Below are 13,819 nucleotides of genomic sequence, written 5' to 3' on the forward strand. Positions count from 1 at the left end.
ATGAACCTTCGCTCTCTGGCCTGGCCGCTTTTGATCGTCGTGCTGTTGGCGCTGCTGGCGGTGCCGTTCTTCCCCCAGTGGGTGTACTCGGTGTTCGTAATGAAGACACTGTGCTTCGTGCTGTTCGCCTGTGCCTTCAACCTGCTGCTGGGTCATACCGGCATTCTCTCCTTCGGCCATGCGGCCTTCTTTGGTAGTGGCGCCTATGTGACCGGCCACTTGGTCAAGGTTTACGGTGTACCCACCGAGCTCGGCATTCTGGCGGGCGGCCTGGCGGCGGCACTGCTCGGCGCGGTCATTGGTGCCCTGGCGATCCGTCGCAGCGGCATTTACCTGGCGATGATCACCCTCGCGATGTCGCAACTGGTGTACTTCTTTTTTCTCCAGGCCCCTTTCACCGGCGCCGAAGATGGCCTGCAGCGAATTCCACGCGGCACCTTCCTGGGCATCTTCGACCTCAATAACGACACCACCCTCTACTATGTGGTGCTGGGCATTGTCGGTGCGGGACTGTGGCTGGTCTGGCGGACCGTCAATTCGCCCTTCGGCAACGTCATGCGGGCTATTCGTGAACACGAGCCGCGCGCTATCTCGATGGGTTACCCAGTGGCGCGCTACAAGGTGCTGGTCTTCAGCCTTTCGGCGGGGCTTTCGGGCATCGCCGGTGCACTGAAGGCCATCATCTTCCAACTCGCCGCGCTTTACGACGTGCACTGGCATACCTCCGGCGACGTCATCCTGATGACCCTGCTGGGCGGCATGAATACGGTGTTCGGCCCCGCGGTGGGGGCTGCCATCGTGTCGTCACTCAATCACTTCCTGGACCCATTCGGTGCCTGGGTTACGGTGATCATTGGCCTGGTATTCATGGCCTGTGTACTGCTGTTCCGCCAGGGGGTGGTGGGGCAACTCGCCTTGCTGATACAGCGAAAGTCGCCGCCCCCATCTTCCAGCACTGCCGCCCGTACCAATCCAACGACTGAACAACACGCAACCCTAAAAGAATAAGGAGGCCAGCATGGCTCAACTCGATAGATCCAACCTCATGGCTCACTTCCGCGAGATGGTGGCAAAAGGCCAGCCGATTATCGGCGGCGGTGCAGGTACCGGCATATCGGCCAAATGTGAAGAGGCCGGTGGTATCGACCTGATCGTGATCTACAACTCCGGTCGCTACCGCATGGCGGGCCGTGCCTCATCGGCAGGCCTGCTGGCCTATGGCAATGCCAACCAGATCGTCCAGGAAATGGCCCTGGAGGTATTACCCGTGGTCAAGCACACGCCGGTGCTGGCAGGGGTCAACGGCACCGATCCTTTCGTGATCATGCCCAAGCTGCTGCGTGAGCTAAAGGACCTGGGCTTCTCTGGCGTGCAGAACTTTCCCACCGTGGGGCTGATCGACGGTACCTTCCGCATCAGCCTGGAAGAGACCGGGATTACCTACGCCGACGAGGTAGAGATGATCCGCCTGGCTCATGAAATGGACATGCTGACCACGCCCTATGTGTTCTCTGCTGAGGAGGCGGTGGCAATGACCGAAGTGGGTGCCGATATCATCGTGGCGCACATGGGCGTCACCGTGGGCGGCACCATTGGCGCCACCTCGGGCAAGTCCCTGGACGAGTCGGTGCAACTGATCGACGAATGGGCAGCGGCGGCCCGCGCGGTGCGCGAGGACGTGCTGGTACTGTGTCACGGCGGGCCCATTGCCACCCCCGAGGATGCGGCCTACGTGATGCGCAAAAGCCAACACTGCAACGGTTTTTACGGTGCCTCGAGCATGGAGCGCCTGCCCACCGAAATCGCCCTCACCGACCAGATCCGCCAGTTCAAGGCCATCTCATGACGACTACCTGATAACGACTAGCCCATGACGGCTACCTCATTAACACCGTCACTCGCAGGAGATAACAATGACAAGAGTATACGTCAGCGCCGTAATGCCGATCAGCCTGGAGCAAGCCTGGCGCGTGCTGCGCGATTTCAACGGTTTGCCCAACTACCACCCCTTCTTCGCCAAGAGTTACATCGAAGACGGCAAGCCCGCCGACCAGGTGGGCTGCGTGCGCCACTTCCACGACCACGACGGCAACGCGATCCGCGAGGAGTTGCTCTCCCTCTCTGATCGCGAGCACCTGTGTTGCTACCGCATCCTCGACGCCCCGGCGTTGCCGGTGCGCGGCTATGTCTCGGAAATGCGCTTGAAGCCGATCACCACCAGCGGCCAATGCTTCGGCGAGTGGTGGGCAGAGTTCGAGGTCGATGACGCCAACCACGATGACGTGGTTCAGCGTGTCGGTGATACCTTCCGGCTGGCCTTCGAAGGCGCAGCTGAGGTCGGTCGCTAAGGAGTCACTCATGCAACCCATTGCCTACCTGATCGGCACTTGCGACACCAAGGCTGCCGAACTGAGTTACCTACGCGAGCGGCTGGCCGACGCTGGTGTCTCGAGCTGTATCGTCGACGTCGGGACCCAGGGTGACGACCAGGGGGCCGCCGACGTACATGCCGCCGAGGTCGCCGCTTGCCATCCCGAAGGCGCTGCCGCAGTGTTTGTCGATGACCGTGGCCGCGCGGTGGCGGGCATGGCCGAGGCACTGCGCCACTGGCTGCCGCGACGCCAAAACCTTGGCGGAGTGCTGGGGATCGGTGGCTCTGGCGGTACTGCCCTGATTGCACCAGCGCTGCGTGAGCTGGACATCGGCGTGCCCAAGCTGCTGGTCTCGACCATCGCCTCCGGCAATGTCGCTCCTTACGTCGGTCCCAGCGACATCGCCATGCTCTACTCAGTCACCGACGTGGCCGGCCTTAACCGTATTTCGCGGCGGGTGCTCGGCAATGCCGCCCACGCCCTGGCCGGGATGCTGCTGCATCAAGTCCCCGAGGTTGCCAACGACAAGCCGGCCATTGGCCTAAGCATGTTTGGCGTCACCACCGAGTGCGTCAACCAGCTCAGCGCCGCCCTCGAGGCTGACTATGACTGCCTGGTGTTCCACGCTACCGGGACCGGGGGACGCTCACTGGAGAAGCTCGCCAACAGCGGCATGATCACCGGTCTCCTGGACGTCACCACGACCGAAATATGCGATCTGTTCATGGGCGGCGTGTTCAGTGCCGGTGAGCAGCGTCTGGATATTCTTGCCCAGTCGGCACTGCCCTACGTCGGTTCTTGCGGGGCATTGGACATGGTCAACTTCGCTGGACGCGAGTCTGTCCCCGAGCGTTATCGCCAGCGCCTTCTCTATGAACATAATCCGCAGATCACCCTGATGCGTACCACCGCTGAGGAAAATGCCCGCATGGGGCGCTGGATCGGCGAGAAGCTCAATCAAAGCCGCGGGCCAGTGCGCTTCCTGCTGCCCGAAGGCGGCGTTTCGGCGCTGGATGTGCCGGGTCAGTGCTTTTACGACCCTGACGCCGACGCCGCCCTGTTCGAGGCGCTCGAACAAACGGTCAAGCAGACCTCCGAGCGGCAACTGATCCGCTCCCCCTTCAATATCAACGACCCCGAGTTCGCCGCCGCCCTGGTCGAGCACTTCCGGGATATCATGCATATAGAAACGAGGTAGGCACATTGAACCACTGGAACAGACAAGACTTGATGACCCACTTTCAGGCCATGGTGGCGCGGGGCGAACCCATCGTGGGTGGCGGCGCAGGCACCGGCCTTTCAGCCAAATGTGAAGAAGCCGGAGGCATCGACCTGATTGTCATCTATAACTCGGGACGTTATCGCATGGCGGGGCGCGGCTCGCTGGCCGGTATCATGCCTTACGGCAATGCCAATGAGATCGTCAAGGAAATGGCGCGGGAGGTGCTGCCGGTCGCTCAGAAAACGCCCGTACTGGCGGGCGTCTGTGGTACCGATCCGTTCGTCTTCATGGAGCCGTTTCTGACCGAGCTCAAGGCAATGGGCTTTGCCGGGGTACAGAACTTCCCCACCGTGGGCCTGATTGACGGCAACTTTCGCGCCAACCTGGAAGAGACCGGCATGAGCTATGCCCTGGAGGTGGAAATGATCCGCCAGGCGCGTGAGGTGGGGTTGCTGACCACTCCCTATGTGTTCAACGCCGAGGATGCCCGGGCCATGACCGAAGCCGGCGCCGACATCATCGTCTGCCATATGGGCCTGACCACCGGGGGCAGCATCGGCGCCGAAACCGCAATGAGCCTCGACGACTGCGTGGAGGCCATCAACGAATGGGCAGCAGCGGCCAGAGCCATGCGTGACGATATTCTCGTGCTGTGCCATGGCGGCCCGATTGCCGACCCCCAGGATGCCGAGTACGTCCTGGCGCACTGCCCGGAGTGTCACGGTTTCTACGGTGCCTCGAGCATGGAACGACTGCCCACCGAGCGCGCCCTGACCGAACAGACCAAAGCCTTCAAGAACGTTCGCCGGGGCTGATCGCCATGTGCTGTAACCACAATAACCGCCACGGTCGGCTGGTAATGCCCCTGCTACCTCCGAGCAAACGGGAGGGGCCCGTTACTTTAGCCTCTCTGTCTAGGTTTGAGGCATCACCCGCAGCAACCTGCCCTGCGGGCTGTCGGTGAGCAGGTAGATCGCGCCTTCCGGCCCTTGGCGCACATCGCGAATGCGCTCTTCCAGCTCGCCGAACAGCCCTTCTACGTCTTTGGCACTTGAGCCGTCATCAGATAATCGGACGCGGCGCACTTCTTTATTGACCAGTGCGCCGACCAGCAAGTCGCCCTGCCATTCAGGAAACAGCTCACCGCTGTAGAGCGCCATGCCGGAAGGTGCAATCGAGGGCGTCCATTCAAGCGTCGGTGGTTCGGTACCTGGGTAGTCTTCGAACGGCGTCACCCGTGCGCCGGTGTAATCCAGCCCACCCGTGGCGATTGGCCAGCCGTAGTTAGCACCTGCTTCGATGATATTGATCTCGTCACCGCCCCGCGGGCCGTGTTCGTGGGCGATAAGCCGCTGTTGTTGGTTGTCGAACACCAACCCTTGTACGTTGCGGTGCCCAAGACTGTAGATTTCCGGGCGAGCCTCACCGTAGTACACAAAGGGGTTGTCCTGGGGCACGCTGCCATCCGGGTTTAGCCGCACAAGGCTGCCGATATGATTGCCCAGATTCTGTGCCTCCTCGCGGTAATCAAAGCCATCGCCCAGGGTCAGTATCAGGGTGCCATCCGGTAGCCAGGCGATGCGCCCGCCGAAGTGGGCAGCGCCCTGCTTGGCGGGTTGAGCACGAAATATCTCGCTGACGTTTTCCAGGCTGTTCTCTGCCAGTGTGGCCCGGGCCAGACAGGTGTGGTTGGCCTGTGCAGTGCCGCAGGCGTAGCTGAGATACACCTGCCGGTCGTCTTCAAACTGCGGTGAAAGCGCCACATCAAACAGCCCTGCTTGCCCAGCGGCAAATACCTCCGGCACGCCGCCCAGCGATTCCACCAGTGTTTCCCCTTCATTGCTCAGCAGCCGGAGTCGGCCCGGGCGCTCGGTGACCAGCATCCGCCCGTCGGGCAGAAAGGCCAGCGACCAAGGGTGCGCTAAATCGTCGGCAAGCGTTTCAATATGATACGGCAGGTCGGCCTTCGCCTGGGCCGGTTGGCTAATCCCAGGCAATACCGTGGCCAAACCACCGACAGCGACCAACACCGCGAAACCGGAAAAACCGCGCGGGCGATTGGCATCTTGGACACGTCGACGCAGCCCCGCGAACACGGTACCGGCCACTCCCGCGGTCGCCAGCATGGCAACAAGCCCGCCAGCACCACGCGTTGCGGCAATCAAGGTGGGCGGTGGGGCCAGGGTATTAACCAGCCACAACGTGGCCCAGAGCCCGACAATCCCGGCGACCCCACACAGCGGTATTGAATACCGACCGCCCAGTTGACGGGACAGCAGCAAGGCCAAGGACTGGGAAGCAACGAGACCCACGCCAAACAACAGTGCGTAAAGCGGCGCAAAACTGAGCAGATCCTGCCATGTGGTGTTGATTCTTACGGCTGGCGGTATTGCCACGCCCATCGACTGTATCGCTGCCAGGTTGAGCTGGGTTTGCACCACGCTACCCAGGACCACGCCTACCAGCAGGGCGATTACAAAATAGATTCCGGTCAGTGCCCAGCGGAGTTGGTGGGTCATTGGAAGTCTCTTGTGGTCGGCAATTCGCATGGGAGTAGTCGCTTCAGTATTGCGTTGACAAGCTGTTTTATTCAAATGGCTTTTCTTGACTTGACGGTGCCATTTCAGAACATCGCATGACGTGCACGCGAAGTGTCATGTAAGCCATATCTTACATGGCTGTAGGTTTTGGCTTACAAAAAAAGCATGACAAAACTGGTAACATTAAGAAGACTTTATACATAGCTCACCTCTAGCGTATTGACGAATCTTGAGGCTTGTCGGACCTCTCGATATAAAAACTCCAACCGACAAAATAAATCATTAGGGAATACCATGCTGAAACGTTCTATGACAGCGGCTGTTGCACTGTTAGGCGCTACCGCCGTACTTACCTTGAGCACCACCACTTTCGCCAACGATCATCAGGGTGATATCAATCCGTGGCAACATTGCGGTATCGGCGCCGCTATTTTTGACGACAACACCACAGCGGCTGCCATCTCGAATGTGATTTGGGACTCGGGCACCACCGCCGTCACGTCAGCCACAATCTCTCCCGAGACCTGCGAAAGCGAAGAAGTCAAGGTGGCTCAGTTTATCGATGAAACCTACGACCAGTTGGCCATGGAAGCGGCCATGGGCGAAGGCGAGCACCTGACGGCTGCCCTCGGACTCGTGGGCTGTGATGCCAGCAACTCAGCAAGCGTTTCCCAGCTGCGAAACGACCTGAGCACCGTCAGCGCTGACGCCAGCTACTCTTCCATGAGCCATGAAGACAAGGCTTACCGTTTCTACAACAGCCTGAATCAAGCGGCTGCGAACTGTTCAGCCAGCTAATGCCTCATGTGGGCTGGCTTTCTGCCAGCCCACTCCGCTTCCCTAAAGGATACTTCGCGCATGCGGCGGCTTTGGCTGACGACCCTGTTGCTATGCTCACTGTCTAGCACCCTGTTACACGCAGAAGAAACGACCCTTTCGCAACACCCCCAATGGCGCTCGCTACTGCATTTTGACCGCCAGACGCCTTTTTCTCCGCCGCGCAGCGCCGTGATCGATGACGCCTTTTTCCTAGCTGAAAATGGCCGCTACGATCCTCGTGCCGAACTGGAAGCAACGCTTGCCGCCTTGCGCTCGCCTTCCCGCGCACCGGGGAAACATGCCCGCTGCCAATTTCCTGCGCGGGCCATGTGGCTCTCAGAAAAAACAGGTGAGCAGTGGCCAGGTGCTGACTGCCCTGAATTCAACGAATGGCAATCAACGCATCAGGGCGCCGGTCTGGGCCTGATGTTTGCGACGGGCTATCTCGGCAATCCCGCCTCGTTTTTTGGTCACATCATGCTTCACTCGGCTTCCGGACAGAGCGTTGGCGCGTCGTCGAATCCACAACACCTGCTGGATACCAGCCTGAACTTCGGCGCGGATGTGCCAAGCGATGACGGCATGCTGACCTACATGGCCAAGGGCCTTTTTGGCGGCTACAACGCGACATTTTCCAATGCGTCCTTCTATCGCAATGCCACGCTTTATTCCGAACGGGAAATGCGTGATTTATGGCATTACCAGTTACGCCTGACGGATCAGGAAGCGTCGCTTTTAACAGCGCACCTTTTTGAAATTGTAGGTCAAGATTACGAGTATCTGTTTTTATCCCAGAACTGCGCGTCACGCATTGCCCGCACACTTGAGCTGGTTATCGATGAGGACCTGACGCCGGGTATTTCTCCATGGGTGGCCCCTGAAGACCTGTTAAGAACCTTGAGTCGCGCAGAACATCACGGCCAGCCTTTGCTCGCCGACACGCGCCACATCCCATCGCGACGGCTCACGACCCAACGCCAGTTCACGGCACTAAGCGCGCGTCAACAAGAGGCGGCGAACGCCGTATGGCCCGAGGAAGATAACCTGCAGATGCTGGCGGCCGAATTTACCCAGCTGCCTGCTGCTCAACGAAGCGACGTTCTGGATACGCTGCTCAGCCACGCTTCTTTTCTCCGCCAAACCGGCGATACCGAGCAGCTACCGGAAATCGAGCGACAACTGCTGCAGGCGCGATTGCGCCTCCCCCAAGGGGATACGCAGACGAACCACCCCAAACCACCTGCCATACATGAAGTAGCGCCACCTGCCTTGGTGAATGTCAGCGGTGTCCATAACAGCCACTCGGGCAATGCGTTTCGCCTTAGATTTCGACCACTTCAGTACGATCTACTGGATACCAATCGGGCGCGCATGCCCAATTCGGCGGTTGAAATTGCCAACGTCGAAATCAACGCCGACGAACAAGGGGTATCATTACAGCGTTTCGACCTTTTTAACATTACCAACCTGCACACCAACGCTATTACATTGCCTACCCTGCCACAAACCGCCTGGCAGATATCGGCGGGGATCCAGCGGAATCGCTTAAGCTGCCGACGCTGCTTCGATGGCGTGGCCAATGTGCTGGGAGGTAAGTCATGGTCGCTAGGTTCTCACCTGCCGTACGTCCTGGCAGGTGCCCAGTTGCGCACCCAACGGCATTACGAAGGGGTAGCGGTACCCATGATCAAAGCGGGCGTGGTCAGTAGCTGGTCGCCACGCCAGCGCACCCACTTGCAGCTGACCCATCGGCGAAACGTTGGTTACGACGACCGCCAGCGGACGGAGTGGCAACTACAACATCGGGTGGCGCTATCCACCGCGTGGGATATCCGGTTTGAACTGCAGCGAGACCAATCGGCTACCGAGGCGAGCCTTGGGTTTTCCCGTTACTTCTAGCGAACGATTCGCACCAACCCAATGATGCAGCGCCATCATCATTACGCGTATTCCGATGAGACTCGCCGTTTGGCTTTCATTCGTGAATCCGTGTAGGGTTATTGATCAAACATTCAATTTAAGGAATTCCTATGCAACGTCGTCCTCTGATTGTCGCCATGTCATTGGGTCTTTTCGCTGGTGCTGCCGCCACCCAGGCGATAGCAGACACATCACCGCTGGAGCAGCAGCTAAAAGATCTGCAATCGTTTCAAGTCATCGCCCACCGGGGCGCCAGCGGCCATGCGCCGGAGAGCACCATGGCGGCCTACGAACTGGCCCATGAGTGGGGGGTTGATTACCTGGAGTTGGACGCCCAGCTTTCGTCCGACGGTGAAGTGGTGGTGTTTCATGATGACGCCATCGACCGCACCAGCGATGGCGAAGGCGCGATCAACGACTACACCCTGGAAGAGCTGAAGGCGCTGGATACCGGCACCTGGTTCAACGAGGCAAACCCCGATAGCGCCAGCGATGACTTTGCAGGGGCGCAGATGCTCACCCTGGATGAGCTGTTCGAACACTTTGGTCACGATGCCCGCTACTACATCGAAACAAAGTCGCCCCAGTTGAACCCGGGCCTGGAAGAAGCGCTGGTGGAAAAGCTGGAAGAATACGACATGATCGAGAACGGTCGCGTCCTTGTTCAGTCCTTCGAGCAGGACAGCCTGTTGAAAGTGCAGGAACTTAACGACGACGTACCGCTGATCCAGCTGGTGTGGTACTACCCCAGCGAAGAAGACGATTCGACACTGGTGGAGTGGACAGGCGTAACACCGGGCCCCGCCGAGATTACCGATGAAGACTTCCAGGCAGTTGCCGACTACGCCGTGGGCATCGGCACGAACTACCTCTATGACGGCCAGGAGGTCATTGACGCCGACTTTGTCCAGCAAGCCCAGGAAAACGGCCTGCCGGTGCACGTCTATACCATCAACGAAACCGAGGAAATGGAGCGTCTGATGGACATGGGCGTCAACGGTCTGTTCACCAACTATCCTGACCGCCTGCTCGAACTCGTCGAGTAACCACTGTTTCACGCACTATCACACCCGGCCACGGCCGGGTGTTTTTTCTAGCGGAACGCGTCTTCATCGGGCCTGTGCTCGTTCATGGGGGTGAGCGGAAAAGCACTCAATCCTAGAAACATTCACTACTCCTTGTCACCAGATGCCCAACTGAGCCGAGACCCACCGCCCAGGCATCAATGTGCCGATAAAGGCGCCTAACAAGCCGACATAAGCGCCAAGCATCCATCGTTTGTGATCTCGGACACGGCCCTGCAGGATCGCCAGAAGCGCTAGCGATATGGCTACCAGCATCCACAACGATAACAGGTGGATAGGGCCCCAATGACCGATCATGGGAAACACCCCACCCCCCAGCCAAAAGGAGCTGAGCGCCGATGCCACCATTGCAGATACCCACGCTATGCCCAAGGTTTTGTGCAGCCAGTCGCCTTTATGCCTTAGCAATACGATTACGCCTACACCAAGTCCTGTAAACGATGCCCACAGATGTAACGTTAACACCACATTCCTCTCGCGCCTCTGATCCTGAACGCCCTGACATTAAATGCAACTTGTTGCATATCAAGAAGCATAGTAGCGACGCGCTCAATATGCAACAATATGCATAAATGCAACGAGGCCATCCATGTCATTACGAGCCGTACTGCTTATCACACTACAACGCGAACCGGGTACTGGGTACGACGTTCTACAGCGTTTCAGGACAGGACTCGCTCATGTCTGGCAGGCCAGCCACCAGCAGATTTACCGTGAGCTGGACAAAATGCATCGAGAGCAACTGTTGAGCTGTCAGACCGTGGCCCAATACGACAAGCCGGATCGCAAGGTTTACCACATTACCTCGGAAGGAATTGCATTTCTGGAATCGTGGCTGGCCAGCCCACTGGGGCCCCAACCCGTGAGGTCGCCGTTGTTTGCCAAATTCTTTGTCTGGGAACGCTGGCCGGCCGACGCCCGCCATGCGGAACTGACTTCGCTGCGCAACACCTTGGAGGAACGGATGGATAGCTACCAGGCTATTGAGTCGGCGTGGTTTTCCTCTCCCGACTCACTTCACCCGCACGAGCGCGCCCCCTGGCACACGTTGCGCCTGGGCAAACGCTTGACCCAGACCTGGCTGGCCTGGATCGATGAAGTGCTCGAGGAAGATCGCGAGGCAATCAGTTAGCGGTGGGTCTTTGAAAATCGTTGATCGATATACTGGCAAATTTTTCCAGGAAGAACACCAACGACTCGGGATGGCGGAAGCGTTCGCTGAAAGCTTCCTGACCTTCCGGCGAGTGGCGGGTGATATTGGCCTCGTACTCGTTACCTACCTTGAACACGTTGGCATGGTTTTCGCGCTCGCCTTCGCGGTGAACCGCAGTGAGCGCTGTTTGCTGCTGGAGCATGACCCGTAATCGGTTTGCATCACTTCTCTCGTCTTCCGTGGCCCACAGCGGCTGGTCGCGGTTACCGTAGTGATAGAGCATAATCGCCAGCAGAATGGCAAAGATGCTGCTGGTCAATACCCATGTCAGGGTGACACCTGACACCGACATTTGCAGCATCACCACAAATTGCACGACCGCACCCACGGCCAGTGCAACCGCCAGCGGTCGCCACATACGCGGGTTCATCACGCTGCGCTGAAGGCTTATTCCCCAAAGCCCCAGCACGGCAAAAAAACCGACGACCAGATACACCGCCGCGAGCAGCGTACCGCCACCCATCAATATGGCAATAATGCCGATTACCAATAACAGGCTATAAAAGGCTGCCAGCAGGCAGTAGGCACGCTGTAGGGTCATTGGATCCTCCTGAGCCACGTTGTTGTTATGCGGGGTCTTCACAACCGAGTATAGCCAATTCACCTGAGCATGCCTGCTGCCCCCAACTAGCGTTTGGGCATACCGGCGAAGTTGATCCCCGCGGGCAGGCTGTCAACGCTAATCGCGTGATCCACCGTTGGCGTCGTCCGGCTTGGCCTTCACGGAAAGATCCTTGTCGCCGCGAATTTGTGCGTGGCTGATCAACGCAAAAATAAAGGTACCCCCGATCACGTTACCCGCCAGCGTGGGCAGGCCAAACTGGAACACCAGCTCGCTCCAACTGATATTACCGATCAGCAACAGGTAAAACCCTTCGCTCGCACCCACCACGATGTGGGTGAACTCGCCGATCGCCATGACGTAAGTAATAATGATGATGACCCACACCTTGGCTTGCCCGGCCGCGGGAATCAGCCACACCAGCGTGGCAATCATCCAGCCGGCGAGAATGGCCTTGGCAAACATCTCGTAGGGCGAGTTTTCCATCATGTGCTCGCCAATCGCGGTAAACGACTCATGAGTGGCCGCGTCAAACATTGGCATATACAGAAACGTGGCAGCAGAAAGTGCCGCGCCCAATAAGTTACCGACGAGCACCACACTCCAGAGACGCCCCAGGAAAGCAAAATTTTTCCGTGTCGGGTTGCTCATAATGGGCAATACCGCCGTCACGGTATTTTCCGTAAACAGCTGCTGGCGGGCCAGGATCACGGCAATAAAGCCGATGGTGTAACCCAGGCACTCGATCAGAAACCCCACATCACTATCCGGCAGTTTGGCGTGCATGACACCCCGTGCCACCATGGAAAAGCTCATCGAGATGCCCGCGGCCACCGCCGACAGCAGCAGTGCCATCGAGCCGCGCGCCAGCTCCTTTTGGCCATCCATGCGCAACCGCTGGTGAACGGCGGCAGCCTGAGAAGGAAGTTCTTTGGCCTCTTGCTGCTCGGCATTCTCAGTGTTTCGCTTTGAACGCTCGATGGTGTCGTCGGTCTCTTGCTCACCGGCCGCCTCCGCATCCAGGCCACCTTCAAAATCATCTTCTGCGTGATGCACTTCCTGGTTCATAACCTTGCGTCCTCTGCCAACAATCCAAAATTCCAACAAAACAACAGGCTACTAGCCTAGCGGTAACCCTGAGAATTGGATAGCCAAATGCTTCCGGAGCGACCTTACCTACTCAGGTCCCTTCAGATACAAAAACCAACGCTTGGGTTGCAGTAAAACGCCTTGCGCACAACGCACCAACCCCGATGTCACGCTATACTTAGTCAATGGTTTTAACGGAACACCACGCTTGGATGCATTTATGACCGATACATCACGCCAGTCGACTCGGCAATCCTGGAACCCTGAAGGATATGCCCAGCATGCCAACTTTGTCCCCGACATGGGCAACGAAGTGCTTGCATTGCTTGCCCCCAAGCAGGGTGAACGGATTTTGGACCTGGGTTGCGGCGATGGCGTACTAACCGAGCGCATCGCCAAGAGCGGGGCTGAGGTGGTGGGAATCGATGCCTCGCAAGACATGGTCAGTGCCGCCCAGGAGCGCGGGCTGAACGCGCGGGTCATGGACGCCTACCAGATGCCGTTCGATCAGGAGTTCGACGCGGTTTTCAGCAACGCAGCGCTGCACTGGATGCTCGACCCTCAAGCGGTACTGGCCAGTATCAAACGCGCCCTGAAACCGGGCGGGCGTTTTGTCGCCGAGTTTGGCGGGCATGGCAACGTCGCTGCCATTTGCACTGCGTTGATTGGCGCCCTGCAGTTCCGCGGTATCAGCGCGCGTGGCCGCCACCCCTGGTATTTCCCAACGGCGGAAGATTATCGCCACCTGCTGGAAACCGTCGGCTTCAAGGTCGAGTCGATTGAGCTTATCCCTCGCCCAACGCGACTTCCCGCCGGCATGACCGGCTGGCTGAACACCTTCGCCAATCCGTTCTTCCATGGTTTGGAAGATGATTTGCGTGAATCAGTGATCGACAACACCCAACTTCTATTGGGCCACAGCCTGCGCGATGCACAGGGCAACTGGACCGCCGACTATGTCCGTTTAAGGGTATCTGCTCGAGTCTGACCCGCCCGT

14 protein-coding genes are annotated in these 13,819 nt (G+C 58.5%); 10 read left to right on the plus strand and 4 right to left on the minus strand.

Annotated features, from left to right (window positions below; genetic code table 11):
* From QC816_RS10175 to QC816_RS10195, 5 genes are all read left to right on the plus strand, one after another.
* Entirely contained in the window at positions 1-1,008 is a 1,008-nt protein-coding gene (locus QC816_RS10175) for a branched-chain amino acid ABC transporter permease (protein ID WP_309781972.1), read from the plus strand.
* 10 nt (positions 1,009-1,018) lie between these two features.
* On the plus strand, positions 1,019-1,846 hold the full coding sequence (locus tag QC816_RS10180; protein ID WP_309781973.1) for a phosphoenolpyruvate hydrolase family protein: 828 nt from the start codon (positions 1,019-1,021) through the stop codon (positions 1,844-1,846).
* 67 nt (positions 1,847-1,913) lie between these two features.
* The gene (locus QC816_RS10185) at positions 1,914-2,348 is read left to right on the plus strand and encodes an SRPBCC family protein (RefSeq protein ID WP_309781974.1); all 435 of its coding nucleotides are present in this window, start codon (positions 1,914-1,916) and stop codon (positions 2,346-2,348) included.
* A gap of 10 nt (positions 2,349-2,358) precedes the next feature.
* Positions 2,359-3,570, plus strand: a complete 1,212-nt coding sequence (locus tag QC816_RS10190) for a Tm-1-like ATP-binding domain-containing protein (RefSeq protein WP_309781975.1) — start codon at positions 2,359-2,361, stop codon at positions 3,568-3,570.
* 32 nt (positions 3,571-3,602) lie between these two features.
* Positions 3,603-4,409, plus strand: coding sequence for a phosphoenolpyruvate hydrolase family protein (locus QC816_RS10195; RefSeq protein WP_309781976.1), 807 nt, complete (start codon positions 3,603-3,605; stop codon positions 4,407-4,409).
* Between the two features lie 99 nt (positions 4,410-4,508).
* Here QC816_RS10195 and QC816_RS10200 read toward each other — a convergent pair whose 3' ends face one another.
* Positions 4,509-6,113, minus strand: a complete 1,605-nt coding sequence (locus QC816_RS10200) for a PQQ-dependent sugar dehydrogenase (RefSeq protein WP_309781979.1) — start codon at positions 6,111-6,113, stop codon at positions 4,509-4,511.
* Between the two features lie 315 nt (positions 6,114-6,428).
* On the opposite strand from QC816_RS10200, the gene QC816_RS10205 reads away from it, so the two are divergent.
* The 3 genes from QC816_RS10205 (at position 6,429) to QC816_RS10215 (ending at position 9,919) form a co-directional block, all read left to right on the plus strand.
* Complete coding sequence (locus QC816_RS10205) at positions 6,429-6,932, plus strand: DUF3015 family protein (protein WP_309781981.1); 504 nt, start codon at positions 6,429-6,431, stop codon at positions 6,930-6,932.
* A 60-nt stretch (positions 6,933-6,992) separates the two neighbouring features.
* The gene (locus QC816_RS10210) at positions 6,993-8,852 is read left to right on the plus strand and encodes an Lnb N-terminal periplasmic domain-containing protein (protein ID WP_309781983.1); all 1,860 of its coding nucleotides are present in this window, start codon (positions 6,993-6,995) and stop codon (positions 8,850-8,852) included.
* A 131-nt stretch (positions 8,853-8,983) separates the two neighbouring features.
* The gene (locus QC816_RS10215; protein WP_309781985.1) at positions 8,984-9,919 is read left to right on the plus strand and encodes a glycerophosphodiester phosphodiesterase; all 936 of its coding nucleotides are present in this window, start codon (positions 8,984-8,986) and stop codon (positions 9,917-9,919) included.
* 135 nt (positions 9,920-10,054) lie between these two features.
* On the opposite strand, the gene QC816_RS10220 is transcribed toward QC816_RS10215, so the two are convergent.
* Positions 10,055-10,426 carry a DUF2306 domain-containing protein gene (locus QC816_RS10220; RefSeq protein ID WP_309781987.1) on the minus strand — a complete coding sequence of 124 codons (372 nt, stop codon included), beginning with the start codon at positions 10,424-10,426 and terminating at the stop codon, positions 10,055-10,057.
* 121 nt (positions 10,427-10,547) lie between these two features.
* Between QC816_RS10220 and QC816_RS10225 the strand changes: the two genes are divergently transcribed.
* A complete protein-coding gene (locus tag QC816_RS10225; RefSeq protein ID WP_309781989.1) occupies positions 10,548-11,090 on the plus strand; it encodes a PadR family transcriptional regulator in 543 nt (180 codons plus the stop codon).
* Here QC816_RS10225 and QC816_RS10230 read toward each other — a convergent pair.
* Positions 11,083-11,712: a hypothetical protein gene (locus tag QC816_RS10230; protein ID WP_085917828.1), complete on the minus strand. Its 630-nt coding sequence runs from the start codon at positions 11,710-11,712 to the stop codon at positions 11,083-11,085. The two genes, QC816_RS10225 and QC816_RS10230, sit on opposite strands and share 8 nt — an antisense overlap.
* Before the next feature lie 138 nt (positions 11,713-11,850).
* The gene (locus tag QC816_RS10235) at positions 11,851-12,801 is read right to left on the minus strand and encodes a formate/nitrite transporter family protein (RefSeq protein ID WP_085917829.1); all 951 of its coding nucleotides are present in this window, start codon (positions 12,799-12,801) and stop codon (positions 11,851-11,853) included.
* A 241-nt stretch (positions 12,802-13,042) separates the two neighbouring features.
* Here QC816_RS10235 and QC816_RS10240 point away from each other — a divergent pair, with 241 nt between their 5' ends.
* Complete coding sequence (locus QC816_RS10240; RefSeq protein WP_085917830.1) at positions 13,043-13,810, plus strand: class I SAM-dependent methyltransferase; 768 nt, start codon at positions 13,043-13,045, stop codon at positions 13,808-13,810.
* Positions 13,811-13,819 lie beyond the last annotated feature (9 nt).

Origin of the sequence: Vreelandella janggokensis, assembly GCF_031451615.1 — a bacterium.
GTDB lineage: Bacteria > Pseudomonadota > Gammaproteobacteria > Pseudomonadales > Halomonadaceae > Vreelandella > Vreelandella janggokensis.

What these genes read in the sequence shown, in the direction of transcription:
- QC816_RS10210 (WP_309781983.1), top strand. Translation starts at nt 6,993, where the DNA reads ATGCGGCGGCTTTGGCTGACGACCCTGTTGCTATGCTCACTGTCTAGC.
- QC816_RS10235 (WP_085917829.1), bottom strand. Translation starts at nt 12,801, where the DNA reads ATGAACCAGGAAGTGCATCACGCAGAAGATGATTTTGAAGGTGGCCTG.
- QC816_RS10180 (WP_309781973.1), top strand. Translation starts at nt 1,019, where the DNA reads ATGGCTCAACTCGATAGATCCAACCTCATGGCTCACTTCCGCGAGATG.
- QC816_RS10230 (WP_085917828.1), bottom strand. Translation starts at nt 11,712, where the DNA reads ATGACCCTACAGCGTGCCTACTGCCTGCTGGCAGCCTTTTATAGCCTG.
- QC816_RS10200 (WP_309781979.1), bottom strand. Translation starts at nt 6,113, where the DNA reads ATGACCCACCAACTCCGCTGGGCACTGACCGGAATCTATTTTGTAATC.
- QC816_RS10215 (WP_309781985.1), top strand. Translation starts at nt 8,984, where the DNA reads ATGCAACGTCGTCCTCTGATTGTCGCCATGTCATTGGGTCTTTTCGCT.
- QC816_RS10190 (WP_309781975.1), top strand. Translation starts at nt 2,359, where the DNA reads ATGCAACCCATTGCCTACCTGATCGGCACTTGCGACACCAAGGCTGCC.
- QC816_RS10205 (WP_309781981.1), top strand. Translation starts at nt 6,429, where the DNA reads ATGCTGAAACGTTCTATGACAGCGGCTGTTGCACTGTTAGGCGCTACC.
- QC816_RS10175 (WP_309781972.1), top strand. Translation starts at nt 1, where the DNA reads ATGAACCTTCGCTCTCTGGCCTGGCCGCTTTTGATCGTCGTGCTGTTG.
- QC816_RS10195 (WP_309781976.1), top strand. Translation starts at nt 3,603, where the DNA reads ATGACCCACTTTCAGGCCATGGTGGCGCGGGGCGAACCCATCGTGGGT.
- QC816_RS10240 (WP_085917830.1), top strand. Translation starts at nt 13,043, where the DNA reads ATGACCGATACATCACGCCAGTCGACTCGGCAATCCTGGAACCCTGAA.
- QC816_RS10225 (WP_309781989.1), top strand. Translation starts at nt 10,548, where the DNA reads ATGTCATTACGAGCCGTACTGCTTATCACACTACAACGCGAACCGGGT.
- QC816_RS10185 (WP_309781974.1), top strand. Translation starts at nt 1,914, where the DNA reads ATGACAAGAGTATACGTCAGCGCCGTAATGCCGATCAGCCTGGAGCAA.